Raw genomic sequence first — 18100 nt, 5'->3', positions numbered from 1 at the left:
CATGACAAACGCGGCGGTACACATGGAAGGACAACTTCACGCTCCGGTGCATGGCGCAGTCGCAACGGGGGCCGTTCACGCCAAGGGTCAACAGCACCCGATCAAGCTCTACCTCGTGGTCTGGGGCTGGTTGTTCGTCCTCAGCACGTGCTCCTACCTCGTCGACTACTTTGGCCTACATGGCTATCTGAGGTGGTCGCTGATCCTGCTGTTCATGGTGTTGAAGGCCGGCTTGATCGTCGCTGTCTTCATGCACATGGCCTGGGAGCGACTGGCCCTGGCCTACGCCATCCTGCTGCCGCCGGTCGTGGTATTGGTATTTGTGTCGATCATGGTGCTCGAATCCGATTACACCCACTTCCTTCGCGTGCTCTTCTTCGCAACCCCGTCGTAGCGGCAACCCGAGTTCTCACCGTCATTCCGCGCGAGGCGGGCATCTAGAAGAGTCACCCCTCAAACGCGTCGATCGACGCCTTGCTACCACGTGACACCAGCGCCTCATCCGCCGCCGGCAAGGGCTCGCCCTTGTCACGAAAACGGTTGGTGATGGGATAGCGGCGGTCGCGACCGAAGTTCTTAGGTGTCACTTTCACGCCGGGTGCGGCCTGGCGGCGCTTGTATTCGGCGACGTTGAGGAGATGGTCGATGCGGGTGACCGTCTCGCGGTCAAAGCCGGCTGCGATGATGTGATCAAGTGGCTCCTCGCGTTCGACCAGACGCTCCAGGACGGCATCGAGCACATCGTAGGGCGGCAGAGAATCCTCATCACGCTGGTTCTCGCGCAATTCCGCGGTCGGCGGCCGCGTGATGATATCCGGCGGAATGACCTCCCCGGCCGGTCCGAGCGCGCCTTCCGGCTTCCAGGAATTGCGCAGTGTCGCCAGCCGAAACACCTGCGTCTTATAAATGTCCTTGATCGGATTGAAGCCGCCGTTCATGTCGCCATAGAGCGTGGCGTAGCCGACCGACATTTCCGACTTGTTGCCTGTCGTCACCACCATCAAGCCGGTTTTGTTGGAGATCGCCATCAAGAGCGTGCCGCGGGTGCGGGCCTGGAGATTTTCCTCGGTGATATCTGGCGGCAGATTCTTGAAGATGCCGGACAGGATCGTCTCGAACCCGTTCACCGCTTCGGCGATCGGCAAAACCTCGTAGCGGATGCCGAGATGGCCCGCGAGCTCGCCGGCATCCGCAATCGCGTGTGGTGCCGTGTAGCGATAAGGCAGCATTACGCCATGCACCTGATCGGCGCCGAGCGCATCGACCGCGATCGCCGCACACAGCGCGGAATCGATGCCGCCGGAAATGCCCAGCAGCACGCCTGGAAAGCCGTTCTTGGCGACGTAATCGCGGAGGCCCAGCACGCAGGCGGCATAATCGGCCTTGTCGCCCTCGGGCTGCTGGGCGACCGGCCCGGTGCAGCGCCAGTCGTCACCATTCCTGGTGAAGCGCAGCGTGACCACGCTCTCCTCGAACGCCGGTAATTGCGCCGCAAGCGAGAGGTCGCCATTGAGCACGAAGGACGCTCCGTCGAACACGAGCTCGTCCTGGCCACAGACCTGATTGAGATAGACCAGCGGCAGGCCGCTTTCGGTGACGCGCGCCACGGCGACCGACAGACGAACGTCGTTCTTGTCGCGGGCGTAAGGCGAGCCGTTCGGCACCAGGATGATCTCGGCGCCAGTCTCCGCCAGCGTCTCGATCACGTTTTCGTAGTCCTCGGACTCTTCCAGCCAGATGTCCTCGCAGATCGGCACCCCGATGCGCACGCCACGCACGGTCACGGGTCCTGCTGCGGGTCCGCGCGCAAACAGTCGCCTCTCGTCGAACACGCCGTAGTTCGGCAGATTGCATTTGAAGCGTAAGCCGGAGACACGGCCGCCATCGAGCAGCGCACAGGCATTGTAAAGCCTGCCCTCCTCGACCCAGGGCGTGCCGACCAGCATCGCCGGACCACCGTCCGCGGTCTCGCGCGCGAGGCCTTCGATCGCGGCGCGGCAGGCAGCCTGGAACGCCGGCTTCTGCACCAGGTCCTCCGGAGGATAGCCGGCGATGAACAATTCCGGAAACAGCACGAGATCGGCACCGTCGGCGGCGGCTCGCGCGCGCGCCGAGCGTGCCTTCGCAGCATTGCCCTCGATGTCGCCCACGGTCGGATTGAGCTGGGCGAGCGTGACCGCGAATGCGTTGAGACGTTCGGTCATGGACCGCCCTTGTTCGATCCTCGCTAGACGAAACCCAATCGCTCGATGAGCGCAAAGATCCAGAACGCGCCAGCCATCAGCAGCGCAACGCCGACCGCGGCCGAGCCCATGTCCTTGACCCGGCCGATCTGCTTGTCGTGGTCCATGGTCAGGCGGTCGGCGAGTTTTTCGATCGCGGTGTTGAGCAGCTCGACCACCAGCACGAAGGCGACTGCACAGACCAGCTCGACCGCGCGCATCGCGGTCGCGCCGATGAACCAGGCCAGCGGCAGCGACAGGAGGAGCACAAAGATCTCCTCGCGGACGGCCTGCTCCGAGCGGAACGCAAAGGCCAGACCGTTCCGGGAATTGATCGTGGCCTTCCAAATTCGCAGCAAGGTTCTAGAGCCCCGCTGCGGCCGGCATCGGCCTGGCTTTGCCGGCGCGTTCCTGCTTCAGCAGCTCGGCAATCAGGAAAGCCATGTCGATGGATTGCTCAGCATTGAGACGGGGATCGCAGACCGTGTGGTAGCGGTCGTTGAGATCCTCGTCGGTGATGGCGCGGGCGCCGCCGAGGCATTCGGTGACGTCCTGGCCCGTCATCTCCAGGTGCACGCCGCCGGCATGGGTGCCTTCCGCGGCGTGGACCGCGAAGAACGACTTCACCTCGGACAGGATGCGGTCGAAGGGGCGGGTCTTGTAGCCCGAAGTCGAGGTGATGGTGTTGCCGTGCATGGGATCACAGGACCAGACCACCACCCGGCCCTCGCGCTGCACGGCGCGGATCATGTTGGGCAGATGCTCACCGATCTTGTCGGAGCCGAAGCGGCCGATCAGCGTCAGCCGGCCCGGCTCGTTGTCGGGGTTGAGCACGTCGATCAGCTTCAGCAGTTCGTCGGGCTTAAGTGACGGGCCGCATTTGAGCCCGATCGGGTTCTTGATGCCGCGGAAATATTCGATATGGCCATGATCGAGCTGGCGGGTGCGGTCACCGATCCAGATCATGTGGCCCGAGGTCGCGTACCAGTCGCCGGTGGTGGAATCGACGCGGGTCAGGGCCTGCTCGTAGCCGAGCAGCAGCGCCTCGTGGCTGGTGTAGAAATCCGTGGCGCGCAGCTCGGGATGACTTTCGAGATCGAGGCCGCAGGCGCGCATGAAGTTGAGCGCGTCCGAGATGCGGTCGGCCAATTCCTTGTAGCGGCGGGACTGCGGGCTATCCTTCAGGAAGCCGAGCATCCATTGATGCACGCTGCCGAGATTGGCGAAGCCGCCGGTGGCGAAGGCGCGGAGCAGGTTCAGCGTCGCGGCCGACTGGCGGTAGGCCATCAGCTGGCGCTGCGGATCCGGCACGCGCGCTTCCTTGGTGAAGGCGATGTCGTTGACGATGTCGCCGCGATAGCTCGGGAGCTCGACACCGTTCACCTTTTCGGTCGGCGACGACCGCGGCTTGGCGAACTGGCCGGCGATGCGGCCGACTTTCACCACGGGGACGGCGCCGGCGTAAGTAAGCACCACCGCCATCTGGAGCAGCACGCGGAAGAAGTCGCGGATGTTGTTGGCGCCGTGCTCGGCAAAGCTCTCAGCGCAGTCGCCGCCCTGGAGCAGGAAGGCCTCGCCGGCCGCAACCCGTGCCAACGCCTTCTTCAGATTGCGCGCTTCGCCGGCAAACACCAGCGGCGGAAAGGTCGCAAGCTGCGCCTCGACGTCGGCCAAGGCCTTGGCGTCGGGATAGTCGGGCACCTGTAGCACCGGCTTGCCGCGCCAGGACTCGGGCGTCCACCGCTCGGACATCGCAATCTCTCCGTGAAGCAAAAAGCGCAACCTGATCTGTGGGTTGCGAGGGCCGCCTTATACACAGGCTGGCCCCGTCCCGCCAGTTGTAAATCCATTCCGCATTGCAAACCCTTGCGGCCAAAGTCAAATTCGCAATTGTTGGGAAACGGTCGGCGATCAAACCGGAGGTGTTGACGGTCAAGCCATTCGACGTCGGCGCCACCGCCCCGATCACCGCGATACAAGGTGGGGCGGCGTCGCGGAATGGACCCAGACCTAGGGGGAATGACGTCAGCGAATGATCGTCGTCAGAGACGAGTAACGCCTGTTCAGCCTGGCTTCGCCCGGCGCGAATTGCGCAAATGCGTCGCTAACTCGCACCGCCGGCGGCGTATCGCTCGCAAAGCGAAATTCCTTCGGCCGCGGCGCGTAGAAACTGGTGCGGAAATAGGCCTCGTCGAAGCGTGCCTCGCCGACCCCGAACAATGCGTCGCAGAGAAACAGGAGCGCGTACACTCCTGCGACTGCGGCGACGATCTCCCTGAGAATAGACATGAGGATGCCCTGCCCTTTTGCCGGGAGGATGCACGCTGGTTCCAAAGTCGAGGTTTAAAGCCGCGCGCTTCTTGTTCGCAGGGTTTGCCGCTACTGTGCGGATTGCAGGCAATTTTATCGATCCGGAAAAGGGAGCCCGCCCGACCAAGCGACCAGGCGGGCCCAGGCTTGGCCGCTCGGGAGGTATCGGACGGCCGGATTCGTCAGCCGTGGCTTGCCTCCTTGCGATGGCCGCTCTCGCTGAGGCGATCGACCCAAGCGATGCCGATCGCCGAGATGATGAAGGTCAGGTGGATCAGCACCTGCCACATCACGCCGCTCTCGGTGAAATTGCTGCGCGTCGTGCCGAGATTGCCCGCCTCAATGAAGGTCCTGAGCAGAGAGATCGAGGAGATGCCGATGATCGCCATCGCCAGCTTGATCTTGAGCACGCTGGCATTGACGTGACTGAGCCATTCCGGCTCGTCGGGATGCCCGGTCAGGTTCAGGCGGGAGACGAAGGTCTCATAGCCGCCGACAATCACCATCACCAGCAGGTTCGAGATCATGACGACGTCGATCAGCCCGAGCACGACCAGCATGATCTGCTGCTCGCTGGCGTCGAACGAGTGCAAGACCAGGTGCCAGAGCTCTTTGAGGAACAGCAGCACATAAACGCCCTGCGCGATGATCAGGCCGACATAGAGCGGCACTTGCAGCCAGCGCGAACCAAAGATGAGCTGCGCAAACGGGCCGATCTGCGGCCCCTCCGCGGCATGCGCCGAAGGTGCTTTCGGTTCAGACGTCATTGATCACTCCGGATTGCAAATAGGAAGCGCCTCACAGACTCGCGATGACAGGCGCGAGCTCGAGCGAGCCCCGATAGATCATCTCGAAGGCGACGTAAACGATGATGGCGAGACCGACATAGGCGATCCAGCGCTGCTTCTGCAGCACGCGGCCGAGCAGGTCGGCCGCAACGCCCATCATCGCCACCGACAATAGCAGACCGAAGGCAAGGATGTAGGGATGCTCGCGCGCGGCGCCCGCAACCGCGAGCACGTTGTCGAGCGACATCGAGACGTCGGCGGCGACGATCTGCAAGGCCGCCTGACCAAAGGTCTTTCGCTGCGCCGGCGCAGCACCCGCGCCGCCGCCATACTCGAACGCGAGCTGGCGCGAATGCGCGGACTGCTCGCGCAGCTCGCGCCACATCTTCCAGCAGACCCACAGCAACAGCACGCCGCCGGCGAGCAGGAGGCCGATCACCTGCAGGAGCTGGGTCGCAACGCCGGCGAAGACGATGCGGAGCGCCGTGGCGGCGACAATGCCGACGACGATGGCGCGCCGGCGCTGCTCGGCCGGCAGTCCCGCCGCGGCAAGGCCGATGACGACGGCGTTGTCTCCGGCCAGCACGAGGTCGATCAGGATGACCTGAAACAGCGCGGTCAGAGCATCGGCGGTGATGAATTCTGTCATGATTGATCGTTTTTCGGTGCAGACGGATCGAGCCAGTGCGGTTTCTTCCGTTCAACCCAATCCAGGACCTTGGCGCGCGAGGAGCGCAGCAGCGGCACGTCTTCCGCCAGCAATGCAAGACCGAGCGGCAGCATCCAGACGCCGAGCACCGGCAGAAAGGAGAGCACGCCGCCGACGATGAGCAGCAGGCCCGAGGGAATCCTGATCCAGCGGCTGGACGGCTTGAGCAGATAGGTGACGGCGTCGCCCATGCGCGGCGGCAAGCGATGGACGAGCTTGTCGAGACGCGGGTCGCCGCCGGCCAACTGGCTGGCGGGGCCCGTGGCCCCATTCGTAGGCTCGTCCGAAGCTGCGCTCATGCTCACTCCTCTGCCGCCACGGGCTGTTGGGCGCGCGCAGCACCCGGTGCGACCTGCTTTGCACGCGGCAGGGCCAGCGTCAGCAGGCGCAACAGCTTGATCGCCTGCACCTCATGCGGATGCACGTCCTCGTCGGCAGCGGCGACGCGCTCCGACAACTCCATCAGATGCGACGACAGCGGCATGTCCGAGACCGGCCGCAGCGTATCGATCACGACGTTTGCAAAATCCGGCTCCTCGAGTCGCTCGGCGAGTGTGTCGAACATCCCAAATAGCCTTTCGTCCTCGATATGAGGCGCCAATCCGCGATCGCGAATGAAGCGGATCACCTCGTCGCGCTCGACCGGCGAAACGCGCCGGTCGGCCACGGCGACGAGCGCGCCGGCAATGACCAGCGCCGCCGCAGCCTGCTCGTTCAGGCTGGACGGATCGGCGATCTCGATCTCGATCGGATTTGAATGCTTGGCGTCAGACATCGTTGCTCCCTAAGCTTGCGAAATGGCCGCACGGAGCTGCGATGGAACGACTGGTCGGAGAGAACCGAAGAAGGCCCGACGATCGGCCGATCCATCGCATTCGCGCGGGACAGGTCATCCGACATCACGAGGTTTGCCGACATTGTCGCCGTCCTCGCCAGAGGGGCCCGGATTCTTGTTCCTCTCAGAGATAAAGACGGGGCTGTCGGAATCAAGGCGATACGGCTGCGACTAGCCGCCGCATTGGGTTCCATATGGCCATGGAAGTGGGCTGGAGTCGATCTTTCGTGGCTCGCCAAGTGACGCCATGCGCCGCGCGGTCACACACCTCAGGGCGATGGTGTCGGGTTGGCGCTCGTTGCATCGCGAGCCAGCATGAATGGATGCCCCTGGCCAAGTGCTCCTCATCCTCCCCGCTCGACGAGATGCGCACGCGAGGGCGACGGCTCGAACCTGTCACCGAAATACTGCGTTTCGTGCGCCACCAGGCCTTCGCGGAATTCCATGATACTCACGACGTAGGACGGCACCCCATCATAGCTCAGGACGAATTCGCTCACCCAGAAATCGCCTCCACCGGCAATCCGCCGGACCGTGAATCGCTTCCTGTTCGGCTGCGCGGATCGACTCTCCTGAATGTTCCTACGACCGCGGATGCGCTCGCCGGACTGCGGATAGTCGAGCACGGCATCCTCGCAGTAAATGTCATGCTCCGCCTCGAAATTGCTCGCGTCCGAAGCATCCCAATGGCGCTTGAGCGCGGCTAGCTTGGCTCGATCATTCATCTCGATCTCCATCTCGATTTTCTCGCATCCTAGCAACGAAGCCGGCCTTGGTCGCGCTCCCGGCATCACCGGGAACCATGAGGGAGTCAGAACTGTTGGTGCAGCTCAAGACACATCCCCGAGAGGATCCCTCATGTGCCGCTGGATCGCATACCGGGGCGAGACGACGTCCTTCGAGCCCTACGTCACCGAGCCCGAGCATTCGCTGGTCGCGCAGAGCATCCGCTCGCTTCAGTCGACGGCGGGTTCGAACGGTGACGGCTTTGGCCTCGGCTGGTACGGCGAGCATCCGGAGCCAGGCCTTTATCGCGAGACGCGCCCGGCCTGGTCGGACGAGAACCTGCGCTATCTCTGCCGCCATCTGCGCTCGCATTTGTTCTTCGCGCACGTGCGCGCGGCCACCGGCACGGCGGTGACACGGCAGAATTGCCATCCCTTCGCCTGCGGCCAATGGATGTTCATGCACAATGGATTCGTCGGGAGCTGGAATCGGCTGCGGCGCAGGGTCGAGGCGTTGATCCCCGATCCTTATTACCCATCGCGGCTGGGCACGACCGATTCGGAAGCCGTATTCCTCGCCATGATGGGCGCGGGTCTGGATAGCGATCCGCTCGGCGCAACGCACCGCGTGCTGCAAGCCCTCGTCAGTCTCGTCAACGAAGGCCAGCTACGCGAACGGCTGCGCTTCACGAGCGCGATCGCCAACGGCCACGATCTCTACGCGTTCCGCGTTGCGGTCAACGATGCCGCGAACACGCTGTATTTCCGCGAGGCCGGCGGCCAGGTCGTCGTCGTGTCCGAGCCGTTCGACAAGGACGAGGATTGGGCCGAAGTGCCGCCGAATCACACGCTGATCGCGCGCGCGTCCGAAAGCGTGAAGATTGTTCCGTTCACTCTTGCAATTACGGGTGAGTGCGACGCGGAACCCGTTCCATCCAGAAGAATTGTTGCCGGCAGGTAAATACCTCGGCCGGGTGGGACAATGACATTTGCTTCAGACGTTTTGAAACTGCTGCGGCTTGATCCGTCCGACGACAGGCAGCACTTCGTCATTCGCTCCGCCGGCAGAGGCGGCAAGGCGGCGGAATATTCGTTCGGCATCGAGGAGGAATATTTCCTCGCCGATCGTCGCAGCCTGGAAGTCGCGATCGAGACTCCCAACGAGCTGTTCGAATCGGCGAATTGGTCGACCGGCGGCCAGGCGATGCGGGAAATGCTGCAATCCCAACTCGAGGTCGCGACCAACATTCACGTCGAGGTCAATGACGCGCGCGAAGAGCTCCGCTTCCTGCGCCGCGAGGTCGCAAACGTCGCCGCGCAATACGGCTTCGTGATCATGGCCTGCGGCACGCATCCGACCGCGGTCTGGCGCATGTCGCAGCCCAGCCCGAAACCGCGCTACGAGGAGATGATCGAGGATTTGCGCAGCATCGGCCACCGCAACATGATGTGCGGCATGCATGTGCACGTCCAGCTGCCAGATCCCGAGAAGCGCATGGCGGTGATGCGGGCGATGCTGCCGCATCTGCCGCTGTTCATCGCGCTCTCCGCCTCGTCCCCATTCTGGAATTCGCACAAGACCGGACTAAAGGGCTACCGGCTCGCCGCCTACTCCGAGCTGCCGCGCACCGGCCTGCCCGAACTGTTCGAAAGCAAGCAGGACTTCGACGACTATGTCGGCGCGTTGCAGCGCTCGGGCGTGATTCCCGACGAGAGCCACATCTGGTGGGCGATGCGACCTTCGATGCGACACCCGACCCTCGAGCTGCGCGCGCCCGACACCTGCACCTTCATCGACGACGCCGTCGCGATCGCCTCGCTCTATCGCTGCCTGACACGGCACCTCTACCTGCGGCCCCACCTGTCGAAGGAGGTCACCGCGGTCGAACGCGCGATTGCGGTCGAAAACAAATGGCGCGCCCAGCGCTACGGCACCGATTGCATCTTCGCCTCGAAGGACGGGCCCGTCACGATCTCGGAGCTGCTCTCCCGCGTGATCGACGACATCGCTGGGGACGCAGCGGCACTGAACTGCGCCGCCGAGGTCGAGCACTGTCGGACCATCGTTGCGCGCGGCAGCTCCGCAGAATTCCAGCTTCGCGCCTATCGCGAACATGCCGAGGACATCGGGGCAGTTTCGCGCTGGATCGCAGCCTCGACCATCTCAGGGACGAGCGCTCCGACTGGCAGCGTTCCTGCTCCGTCATAACGCCCGGGCAAGCTTCGGCAACGAAATGTCGTCTTGAATTCGGGCATCGGAGGAACGCATGAATCGCGTCACGTCTTGCCCCGGCTGCGGCCATGGACTTGTCCCGATGCTTTCGGCCAAGGGCCGCGCGGAGCTCAGCTGCCTCTGGTGCGAAGGCATCGACGTGCGAACGACGGACATGGCGAAGTGGGCGGACAGCCCGTCCGGCAAGCCTGAGCGGGCTGCCCGTCAGTCGCTCGAATGAGCGGTCGCCCCGTTCCGGTCAGATCCTCGCCGCCACGCGTTGCGGTGGAATATTGCCGGCTCCGGGAGGCGATCAGCCGATGATTTTCGCGGCTGCCGGCGTCGCCGGAGATAGAGGCAGTTGACGAGGATCGGCTCGTCATCGCCGAGCGTTGCACGCTCCTTGACGAGCAGGCTCATGACCGAACGCATCTTGAGGATTTCCTGCGCGACGAAGCTGCAGTCCTCGTCCCGATTGACCTGCTCACGCATGATGGACTCGGCCTCGAGCATGCTGACCCGGAGCGCTCGTATGGTTCTGCGGATTTCGTTGATACGGTTGTCCATGGCTGCCTCCCTGACGATCGCAGCATAAGAACAAAACATGAACATAACGTCAAGGCCTCACAGGCCGAGACCTCACAGTCGAAAGGCTACTCCGCCGCCTGGCGCACGTGGCGTGCGCTCGGCGTGCGCATGGTAACGAGCTCTTCGGCCGCGGTCGGGTGCAGCGCGATCGTCGCATCGAAATCGGCCTTGGTCGCCTTCATCTTCACAGCGATCGCGACCGCCTGGATAATCTCGGCGGCGGCATCGCCGACGATGTGGCAGCCCAGCACGCGCTCGGTCGCCCCGTCGACGACGAGCTTCATCAGCATGCGGGTGTCGCGGCCCGACATCGTCGCCTTGATGGGGCGGAACGTCGTCTTGTAGATATCGACGTGGCTGTACTGCGCCCGTGCCTCCGTCTCGGTGAGGCCGACGGTGCCGACCTCCGGCTGCGAGAACACGGCGGTCGGGATGTTGGCATGATCGACCCTGACCTCGCGCTTGCCGAACACGGTGTCGGCAAAGGCGTGGCCTTCGCGGATCGCTACCGGCGTCAGGTTGAAGCGGTGGGTGACGTCGCCGATCGCATAGATGCTGTCGACCGAGCTCTTCGAGAAACCATCCACCGCTATGCCGCCATTGCTCGGATTAATGGCGACGCCGGCGTTCTCAAGGCCGAGATTGGCCACCGCAGGATGGCGGCCGATCGCGAACATGACCTGATCGGAGGCGAGGCTCGACCCGTTCGACAGATGCGTGGTGAACTCCTCGCCGTGCCGATCGACCTTGGTCACGGTGCAGCCGGTGAGGATGGTGATGCCCTGCTTCTCCATCTCGGCGCGAACGTGGGTCCGAACATCCTCGTCAAAACCGCGAAGGATGTTGTCGCCGCGATAGATCACCGTGACGTCCGAGCCGAAGCCGGCGAAGATCCCGGCGAATTCCAGCGCGATGTAGCCGCCGCCCTGAATCACGATCCGCTTCGGCAACTTTTTCAGATGGAAAGCCTCGTTGGAGGAGATCACGTGCTCGATGCCGGGAATCGCCGCGCCATGGTTTGGCGCCCCGCCGGTGGCGATCAGGATGTACTTCGCCGTGATCTTGCGGTCGTTCTCGAGCAGACGGACAGTGTGCTCATCCTCGATCACCGCCCGGCTCTTGACGATCTGCGCACCCGACTTCTCGACATTGGCCGTGTAGGCCGCCTCGAGCCGCGCAATCTCCTTGTCCTTGTTGGCGATCAGCGTCGGCCAGTCGAAGGTGGCTGGCGGGACTGTCCAGCCGAAGCCGGCGGCGTCCTCGAGCTCATGACGAAAATGCGAGCCGATCACGAACAGCTTCTTCGGCACGCAGCCGCGGATCACGCAGGTGCCGCCCATGCGGTACTCTTCCGCGATCATCACGCGGGCGCCGTAACCAGCCGCGATGCGGGCGGCCCGCACGCCGCCCGAGCCGCCACCGATGACAAAGAGGTCGACGTCGAATTCAGCCATTGTCCACTCCGACCTCTTTCAGAGCATGATCCGGGAAAGTGTGGAGCGGTTTTCCGAAAAAGATCTTGCTCAAATAACAACCCAGAGCGCGATGACGCGCTTTAGGACTCCTATCAGATAGGTGCGCTCAGATCTCCTTGCCACGCTTGCGCATCTCGGCGCGGAAGGCTCCCATCACGGTCTCGGAGAAGTTCTGGGCCCAGGAGTTCATGAAGGCCATGCTGAGGCCGATGGCGCGCGGCTCGGCCTCGATCAGCTTCTTGCCGAGCGGCGACCTGTAGAAGGTGACGAGGTCCTTGAGCTCCTGCTCGGTAAATTCGCTGGCATAGATCTGCGCCATGCCTTCGCCGATTTCGTTCTGGCGGCCGTTGAGCTGCTGGGCGACGATCGGCGCGACCTCGTTGAGGTCCTTCTGGTAGTTGAGATTCTGCTGGATCAGCGCGATCTTGGTCTTCTCGACGAGGCCGGGCACGGCGCCGCTGTACATCGCAGTCGCGTTCTTGATCTGCAAAATCTCCTTGGCCGCCGCAATCGCCGCAGGTGAGGCTTTCGGCTGGGCCGGCGCGGCGGCCTTGGGCGCGGCCTGCTGGGCCATTGCCGGGGCGGCCGAAAGCGCCAGTCCCACAGCGAGGGTCGCAGCCGGCAAGAATTTCAACACGATCTTCATTCCAAGTCTCCTTTCGGCTTGCGCCGTTCAATCACGCGGATTCCCTCGCCGCCCGCCAAAACGGCCGAGCCGGCCAAGCCGATGAACAACCCATGCTCGACCACGCCCGGAATCGCGCTCAACGCGTTGGCGAGGCCGGATGGATCCACAATACGTCCGAGCTGGGCATCGACGATCCAGTGGCCGCCATCGGTGACGAAAACGTGGCCGTCTTTCGCCTTGCGGACCGCCATCTGCCCGGAAACGCCGCATTCGGCAAATGCAATCTCGATCGCGCGACGCGTTGCCCCAAGCCCGAACGGGATGACCTCGACCGGCAGCGGAAAGCGTCCGAGCGTCGGCACCCATTTGCTCTCGTCGGCAATCACGATCATGCGATCCGACGCAGCCGCCACGATCTTCTCGCGCAGCAGCGCCCCGCCGCCGCCCTTGATGAGGTTGAGCTCGGGATCGATCTCGTCGGCGCCGTCGACGGTGATGTCGAGATGGTCGATCTCGTCCAGCGTGGTCAGTGGCACGCCGCAACGCTCGGCGTCCGAGCGGGTCGCTTCCGAGGTCGGTACGCCGATCACCTTGAGCCCGGCGGCGACGCGCTCGCCGAGCAGCTCGACGAAATGTTTTGCGGTCGAGCCGGTGCCGAGCCCGAGTTGCATGCCGTCACGCACCTCCTCGAGGGCGCGCGCGGCCGCTTGCCGCTTCAACTGGTCCATGTTCACGTTTGCGCCCGCCTTGAATCGAGAATGTGCCGCCGGGTGTGGCCGGTTGCGGCGGCCTATGTAGCCTCGTTTTTTCCCGGAGAACAGGGTCTGGGATCAGGTCTATAAGCGGATCTTATGGTCCCGCCCCTTGCTTCGATACGACCGGGCCGGTAGCGCTTCGCCCATGACCTTCCCTCACACCATCGTCTTCGATCTCGACGGCACGCTTGTGGATACGGCGCCCGACCTGATCACCGCGCTGAATCACGTGCTCGACCGCGAAGGGCTGCCGCCGGTGCCGATGGCCTCGGCCCGGAACATGATCGGCGCCGGGGCCCGCAAACTGATCGAGCGGGGCCTGGAGGCCGAGGGGCGCACCGTCACCACTGCCGACATGGACCGGATGACGGCGGATTTCATCGCCTATTACGCCGATCATATCGCGGTGGAATCCCGCCCCTTCGAGGGGCTCGAGGCCGCGCTCGACCATTTTGCCGCCCAAGGCCACCGCCTCGCGGTCTGCACCAACAAGCTGGAATGGCTGTCGAAGCGGCTTTTGGACCAGCTCGACCTCAGCCGCCGCTTCGCGGCGATCTGCGGCGCGGACACGTTCGGCGTCCAGAAGCCGGACCCGACCATTTTCCGCGAGACCGTGGCGCGCGCCGGCGGGGAGGTCAAAGCCTCCATCATGGTCGGTGATGCCGGAACCGACGTTGGCGTGGCCCGCCGGGCCGGGGTGCCCGTGATCGGGGTCAGCTTCGGCTATACGGACGTGCCGATCGCCGAACTGAAGCCGGACCGGCTGATCCATCACATGCGTGACCTGCCCGCCGCAGCGCGCAGCCTGATGACCGCCCAGGCTCCAGCAAACCCCTGATAAATCTGAGTTATTCCTTGCAATTCTGCGTGATCGATGCGCAGCCGTGGTTGCCTGCCCAAGCGGCACGCCTTAGGTCCGGCTGGGCGATGTAGCGGTTGGTCGCAGAAGGTGGCCTCCATCACCGCGCCAAATCCGGGATTTGCAGAGCTTCAATCGGCCACTCCGCCCAAACCGGTCCGTAAGCCGCAGCGGCCCAAGAAGCCGAAACCTGCGGCAGCCGCAGCCCGGCGGACGCCGCGCGGGCCGCGTCCCCCGAGCCAAGCGCGGGAGGCGCTGACCTATCGACCCGATTGTCCTTTGCCTCTCCGATGCTTAGATTGCTTCCAGAGCACCGCTGAAGCGTCGGTGCGCAAGCTGCCCGAAGTACAAGGCTTCCCGTATGAACGGATCTTCCGCGAGCCCCCTCGCTACAGCGAGTCCCCTCGCCGCGCTGTCGAGCCCCATGACCGATCCGTTCGGGCGGACCATCAGCTATTTGCGCGTGTCCGTGACCGACCGTTGCGATTTGCGCTGCTTCTATTGCATGTCAGAGGACATGACGTTCCTGCCCAAGGCTGACCTGCTGACGCTGGAGGAACTCGACCGGCTCTGCTCGGCCTTCATCGCCAAGGGCGTGAAGAAGCTGCGGCTCACCGGGGGCGAGCCCTTGGTCCGCCGCAACGTGATGATGCTGGTGCGCTCGTTGTCGCGGCATCTTTCCAGCGGCGCCTTGAATGAGCTGACGCTGACCACCAACGGCACCCAGCTTGCGAAGCATGCGCGGGAGCTCGCCGATTGCGGCGTCCGCCGCATCAACGTCTCGCTCGACACGCTCGATCCCCGGAAGTTTCGCGAGATCACCCGTTGGGGCGAGATCGACAAGGTTCTGGAAGGCATCGAAGCCGCCCGCGCCGCAGGGCTCAGCGTGAAGATCAACGCGGTGGCCCTGAAGAACCTCAACGAGGACGAGCTCCCCGAGCTGATGCGCTGGGCCCATGGCAAGGGCATGGGCCTGACGCTGATCGAGGTCATGCCGATGGGCGAGATCGGCTCGGGCCGGATCGACCAATATCTGCCGCTGTCCCTGGTGCGCGCGCGTCTCGCCCAGCAATTCACGCTGACAGACCTAGCCGAGAGCACGGGCGGACCCGCGCGCTATGTCAACGTCGCCGAGACCGGCGGCAAGCTCGGCTTCATCACACCAATGACCCATAATTTCTGCGAATCCTGCAACCGGGTGCGCATCACCTGCACCGGAACGCTGCACACCTGCCTTGGCCACGAGGATGCTTCCGATTTGCGTAAACCTCTGCGTGCATCGAACGAGGATGTGCTGCTTGCGGATGCGATCGATCGTGCCATTGGGCTCAAGCCCAAGGGCCACGATTTCATTATCGACCGCCGCCACAACCGTCCCAGCGTCTCCAGGCATATGAGCGTCACCGGCGGGTAGCCCTTAACCTGCTCGCGGGTATTATTTCCCCTTAACTATCAACAAACTTCCAATTGACTGGCGGCACGCCCGCTGGTTTGGTGCGGCTGCCTCATGCCTGCGCGGCGAGACAAGCCACGCGCCAACTCGGCGCAGTCAAGACGGCCGGGGGCACAATCGGGGGAGGACCTATCGTTGCAAGCGCTCCTAAAGTTGAGCAGCAGGATTGACGCGTTCACGCGCTGGACGGGCAAACGCCTGGCATGGCTGATCGTGCTCGCAGTCATCATCTCGGCGGTCAACGCCGTCATCCGCAAGACCTTCGATACGTCCTCCAATTCGTGGCTCGAGCTGCAATGGGTGCTGTTCAGCATCGTCTTCCTGCTCTGCTCGTCATGGACGCTGCTCGACAACGAGCACATCCGCATCGATATCGTGAACAACGCACTGCCGAAGACGGCCCGCAACGTGATCGACGTGATCGGTCACTTGTTCTTCCTCATTCCGCTGTGCGTCGTGATGATCATCACCGGCGTGCCGTTCTTCCAGCGCTCCTTCCACATCAACGAGCAATCCGGCAATGCCGGCGGCCTGCCGCAATGGCCTGCCAAAGCCCTGATCATGATCGGGTTCGCTCTCCTGCTCGTGCAAGGTATCTCCGAGCTGATCAAGCGGATGGCAGTCATGCGCGGACTGATGCCCGATCCGCATGAATCCCAAGTGTCGGCGCTCGAGGCAGAAGTCGAGCATCTCGTCGAAGCGATCGAGAAGAAGTAGCCGTTGGCGACGGTTTAGGGGAAATCATGACCGCGTTTATCATCGCCAATATGGCGCCCATCATGTTCGCGTCGCTGGTTGTCGTGCTGCTGCTCGGCTATCCCGCGGCATTCTCGCTCGGCGCCGTCGGCCTGTTCTACGCCATCATCGGCGTCCAGCTCGGCCAATTCCACCCCGACTTCCTCCAGGCCCTTCCGGAGCGGGTCTACGGCGTGATGAACAACGACACGCTGCTCGCCATTCCCTTCTTCACCTTCATGGGGCTGGTGCTGGAGCGATCGGGCATGGCCGAGGACCTGCTCGACACCATCGGCCAATTGTTCGGCACCATCCGCGGCGGACTTGCTTACGCGGTGGTGTTCGTCGGTGCGCTCTTGGCCGCGACGACGGGCGTGGTTGCCGCCTCGGTGATTTCGATGGGGCTGATTTCGCTGCCGATCATGCTGCGCTACGGCTATGACCGCCGGGTAGCGACCGGCGTCATCGCCGCGTCCGGCACGCTCGCGCAGATCATTCCGCCCTCGCTCGTCCTGATCGTGATGGCCGACCAGCTCGGCAAGTCCGTCGGCGACATGTACGAAGGCGCCTTCATCCCGGGCCTCGTGCTCGCCGCCCTCTACGCCGGTTATGCCTTCCTCGTCAGCATGATCTTCCCGAAGGCCGTGCCGGGCCTGCCGAAGGAGGCCATCGGTTTCCGCGAGGAGGACGGCAGCCGCGGCCTGGTCTCGCTCGGCATGCTGTTCCTCGCGAGCTGTGTGTTCGGATGGTTCATGATGCGCAGTTCGAGCACGCATGGCGCCGACTACGTCGTGCTGAGCATGTTCTACGGTATCATCTTCGCCTTCGTCGTCGCCGTGCTGAACTGGGTTATCGACAAGCTCACCGGCTTCCGTTTCCTCTCGAAGATGGCGCAGCAGACCACCTTCGTCATGGTGCCGCCCCTGTTCCTGATCTTCCTGGTGCTGGGTACGATCTTCATCGGCATCGCGACGCCGACCGAAGGCGGCGCGATGGGTGCCGCCGGCGCCCTCATCCTCGGTGCCGCAAAGCGGCGGCTGAGCTGGGACCTGATCCGGCAGGCCACGGAATCGACCGCCAAGCTGTCGGCTTTTGTTGTGTTCATCCTGGTCGGCGCCCGCGTGTTCTCGCTCACCTTCTACGGCGTCAACGGGCATGTCTGGGTCGAGCACCTGCTCACCTCCCTGCCCGGCGGCCCGGTCGGCTTCCTGATCTTCGTCAACGCGTTCGTGTTCGTGCTGGCCTTCTTCCTCGACTTCTTCGAGCTGGCCTTCATCGTGATCCCGCTGCTCGGACCTGCCGCCGAGCATCTCGGCATCGACCTGATCTGGTTCGGCGTCATCCTCGGCGTCAACATGCAGACCTCGTTCATGCATCCGCCATTCGGCTTTGCGCTGTTCTATCTGCGATCGGTCGCCCCGAAGGATCGATATACTGATCGCGTCACCGGCAAGCGAATGGAGCCTGTCACCACGGGCCAGATCTATTGGGGGGCGGTGCCATTCGTCGTGATTCAGTTGATCATGGTAGGTCTGGTGATCGCGTTCCCCTCGATGGTGATGCACTACAAGGGCGTGCAATCGAACATCGACCCCAGCACGATCAAGATCGAAGTGCCGCAGATCGACTTGCCGCCGCTCGATCTCGGCCCGCCGCAAAAGTAGCGAAGGAGCGCGCGACTGCCCCTCCTACCCTCCCCCTGAGGGTCAGGGCTATCGCATGTGGCCGAGGAGCTCAAAAAGAAAGGCATCGTTCCACCCGGCGCGCTTGAGCTTGAGGCGCAAGGAGATGGTGGTGTCAGGGTGA

20 protein-coding genes are annotated in these 18100 nt (G+C 63.6%); 7 read left to right on the top strand and 13 right to left on the bottom strand.

Annotation, left to right across the window (positions count from 1 at the left end; translation table 11 throughout):
- The first annotated feature begins 1 nt into the window (after position 1).
- The gene (locus IVB01_RS17365) at positions 2 to 394 is read left to right on the top strand and encodes a cytochrome C oxidase subunit IV family protein (RefSeq protein WP_247276809.1); all 393 of its coding nucleotides are present in this window, start codon (positions 2 to 4) and stop codon (positions 392 to 394) included.
- Between the two features lie 52 nt (positions 395 to 446).
- On the opposite strand, the gene IVB01_RS17360 is transcribed toward IVB01_RS17365, so the two are convergent.
- The 9 genes from IVB01_RS17360 to IVB01_RS17320 form a co-directional block, all read right to left on the bottom strand.
- Complete coding sequence (locus IVB01_RS17360) at positions 447 to 2204, bottom strand: NAD+ synthase (RefSeq protein WP_247276808.1); 1758 nt, start codon at positions 2202 to 2204, stop codon at positions 447 to 449.
- Positions 2205 to 2227: 23 nt separating this feature from the next.
- Positions 2228 to 2581 (bottom strand): diacylglycerol kinase, encoded by a 354-nt coding sequence (locus IVB01_RS17355; RefSeq protein ID WP_247276807.1) that lies wholly within the window; start codon positions 2579 to 2581, stop codon positions 2228 to 2230.
- A gap of 4 nt (positions 2582 to 2585) precedes the next feature.
- Positions 2586 to 3974 carry a 3-deoxy-7-phosphoheptulonate synthase class II gene (locus IVB01_RS17350; protein ID WP_247494705.1) on the bottom strand — a complete coding sequence of 463 codons (1389 nt, stop codon included), beginning with the start codon at positions 3972 to 3974 and terminating at the stop codon, positions 2586 to 2588.
- A gap of 273 nt (positions 3975 to 4247) precedes the next feature.
- Entirely contained in the window at positions 4248 to 4511 is a 264-nt protein-coding gene (locus tag IVB01_RS17345; RefSeq protein ID WP_247276805.1) for a hypothetical protein, read from the bottom strand.
- Between the two features lie 203 nt (positions 4512 to 4714).
- Positions 4715 to 5299 carry a TIGR00645 family protein gene (locus tag IVB01_RS17340; RefSeq protein WP_247276804.1) on the bottom strand — a complete coding sequence of 195 codons (585 nt, stop codon included), beginning with the start codon at positions 5297 to 5299 and terminating at the stop codon, positions 4715 to 4717.
- Between the two features lie 31 nt (positions 5300 to 5330).
- Positions 5331 to 5969 carry a TerC family protein gene (locus tag IVB01_RS17335; protein WP_247276803.1) on the bottom strand — a complete coding sequence of 213 codons (639 nt, stop codon included), beginning with the start codon at positions 5967 to 5969 and terminating at the stop codon, positions 5331 to 5333.
- On the bottom strand, positions 5966 to 6328 hold the full coding sequence (locus IVB01_RS17330) for a hypothetical protein (protein ID WP_247276802.1): 363 nt from the start codon (positions 6326 to 6328) through the stop codon (positions 5966 to 5968). Before IVB01_RS17330 ends, IVB01_RS17335 begins: the two co-directional genes overlap by 4 nt.
- A gap of 2 nt (positions 6329 to 6330) precedes the next feature.
- Positions 6331 to 6804, bottom strand: coding sequence for a TerB family tellurite resistance protein (locus IVB01_RS17325; RefSeq protein ID WP_247276801.1), 474 nt, complete (start codon positions 6802 to 6804; stop codon positions 6331 to 6333).
- A 404-nt stretch (positions 6805 to 7208) separates the two neighbouring features.
- Positions 7209 to 7589 carry a nuclear transport factor 2 family protein gene (locus tag IVB01_RS17320; RefSeq protein ID WP_247276970.1) on the bottom strand — a complete coding sequence of 127 codons (381 nt, stop codon included), beginning with the start codon at positions 7587 to 7589 and terminating at the stop codon, positions 7209 to 7211.
- A 133-nt stretch (positions 7590 to 7722) separates the two neighbouring features.
- Between IVB01_RS17320 and IVB01_RS17315 the strand changes: the two genes are divergently transcribed.
- Entirely contained in the window at positions 7723 to 8550 is an 828-nt protein-coding gene (locus IVB01_RS17315; protein WP_247276800.1) for a class II glutamine amidotransferase, read from the top strand.
- 21 nt (positions 8551 to 8571) lie between these two features.
- Positions 8572 to 9798, top strand: a complete 1227-nt coding sequence (locus IVB01_RS17310; protein WP_247276799.1) for a carboxylate-amine ligase — start codon at positions 8572 to 8574, stop codon at positions 9796 to 9798.
- Between the two features lie 228 nt (positions 9799 to 10026).
- On the opposite strand, the gene IVB01_RS17305 is transcribed toward IVB01_RS17310, so the two are convergent.
- From IVB01_RS17305 to rpiA, 4 genes are all read right to left on the bottom strand, one after another.
- Positions 10027 to 10368 carry a hypothetical protein gene (locus IVB01_RS17305; RefSeq protein WP_247418487.1) on the bottom strand — a complete coding sequence of 114 codons (342 nt, stop codon included), beginning with the start codon at positions 10366 to 10368 and terminating at the stop codon, positions 10027 to 10029.
- Between the two features lie 86 nt (positions 10369 to 10454).
- On the bottom strand, positions 10455 to 11843 hold the full coding sequence (gor, locus tag IVB01_RS17300; protein WP_247276797.1) for a glutathione-disulfide reductase: 1389 nt from the start codon (positions 11841 to 11843) through the stop codon (positions 10455 to 10457).
- A gap of 127 nt (positions 11844 to 11970) precedes the next feature.
- The gene (locus tag IVB01_RS17295; protein WP_247276796.1) at positions 11971 to 12510 is read right to left on the bottom strand and encodes a DUF2059 domain-containing protein; all 540 of its coding nucleotides are present in this window, start codon (positions 12508 to 12510) and stop codon (positions 11971 to 11973) included.
- Positions 12507 to 13226, bottom strand: coding sequence for a ribose-5-phosphate isomerase RpiA (gene rpiA, locus IVB01_RS17290; protein WP_247276795.1), 720 nt, complete (start codon positions 13224 to 13226; stop codon positions 12507 to 12509). The genes IVB01_RS17295 and rpiA overlap by 4 nt, the downstream gene beginning before the upstream one ends.
- A gap of 166 nt (positions 13227 to 13392) precedes the next feature.
- Between rpiA and IVB01_RS17285 the strand changes: the two genes are divergently transcribed.
- The 4 genes from IVB01_RS17285 to IVB01_RS17270 all read left to right on the top strand — a co-directional run bounded on the left by IVB01_RS17285 (position 13393) and on the right by IVB01_RS17270 (position 17958).
- Positions 13393 to 14085, top strand: coding sequence for an HAD-IA family hydrolase (locus IVB01_RS17285; protein ID WP_247276794.1), 693 nt, complete (start codon positions 13393 to 13395; stop codon positions 14083 to 14085).
- A 382-nt stretch (positions 14086 to 14467) separates the two neighbouring features.
- On the top strand, positions 14468 to 15520 hold the full coding sequence (gene moaA, locus IVB01_RS17280) for a GTP 3',8-cyclase MoaA (RefSeq protein ID WP_247276793.1): 1053 nt from the start codon (positions 14468 to 14470) through the stop codon (positions 15518 to 15520).
- A gap of 174 nt (positions 15521 to 15694) precedes the next feature.
- Positions 15695 to 16276, top strand: a complete 582-nt coding sequence (locus tag IVB01_RS17275; protein WP_247276792.1) for a TRAP transporter small permease subunit — start codon at positions 15695 to 15697, stop codon at positions 16274 to 16276.
- A 26-nt stretch (positions 16277 to 16302) separates the two neighbouring features.
- Entirely contained in the window at positions 16303 to 17958 is a 1656-nt protein-coding gene (locus tag IVB01_RS17270; RefSeq protein ID WP_247276791.1) for a TRAP transporter large permease subunit, read from the top strand.
- The last annotated feature ends 142 nt before the right edge of the window (positions 17959 to 18100 follow it).

Origin of the sequence: Bradyrhizobium sp. 164 (genome assembly GCF_023073715.1) — a bacterium.
In the GTDB taxonomy this organism is placed as follows: Bacteria; Pseudomonadota; Alphaproteobacteria; order Rhizobiales; family Xanthobacteraceae; genus Bradyrhizobium.
This window is presented reverse-complemented; position numbering and strand designations above follow the sequence as displayed.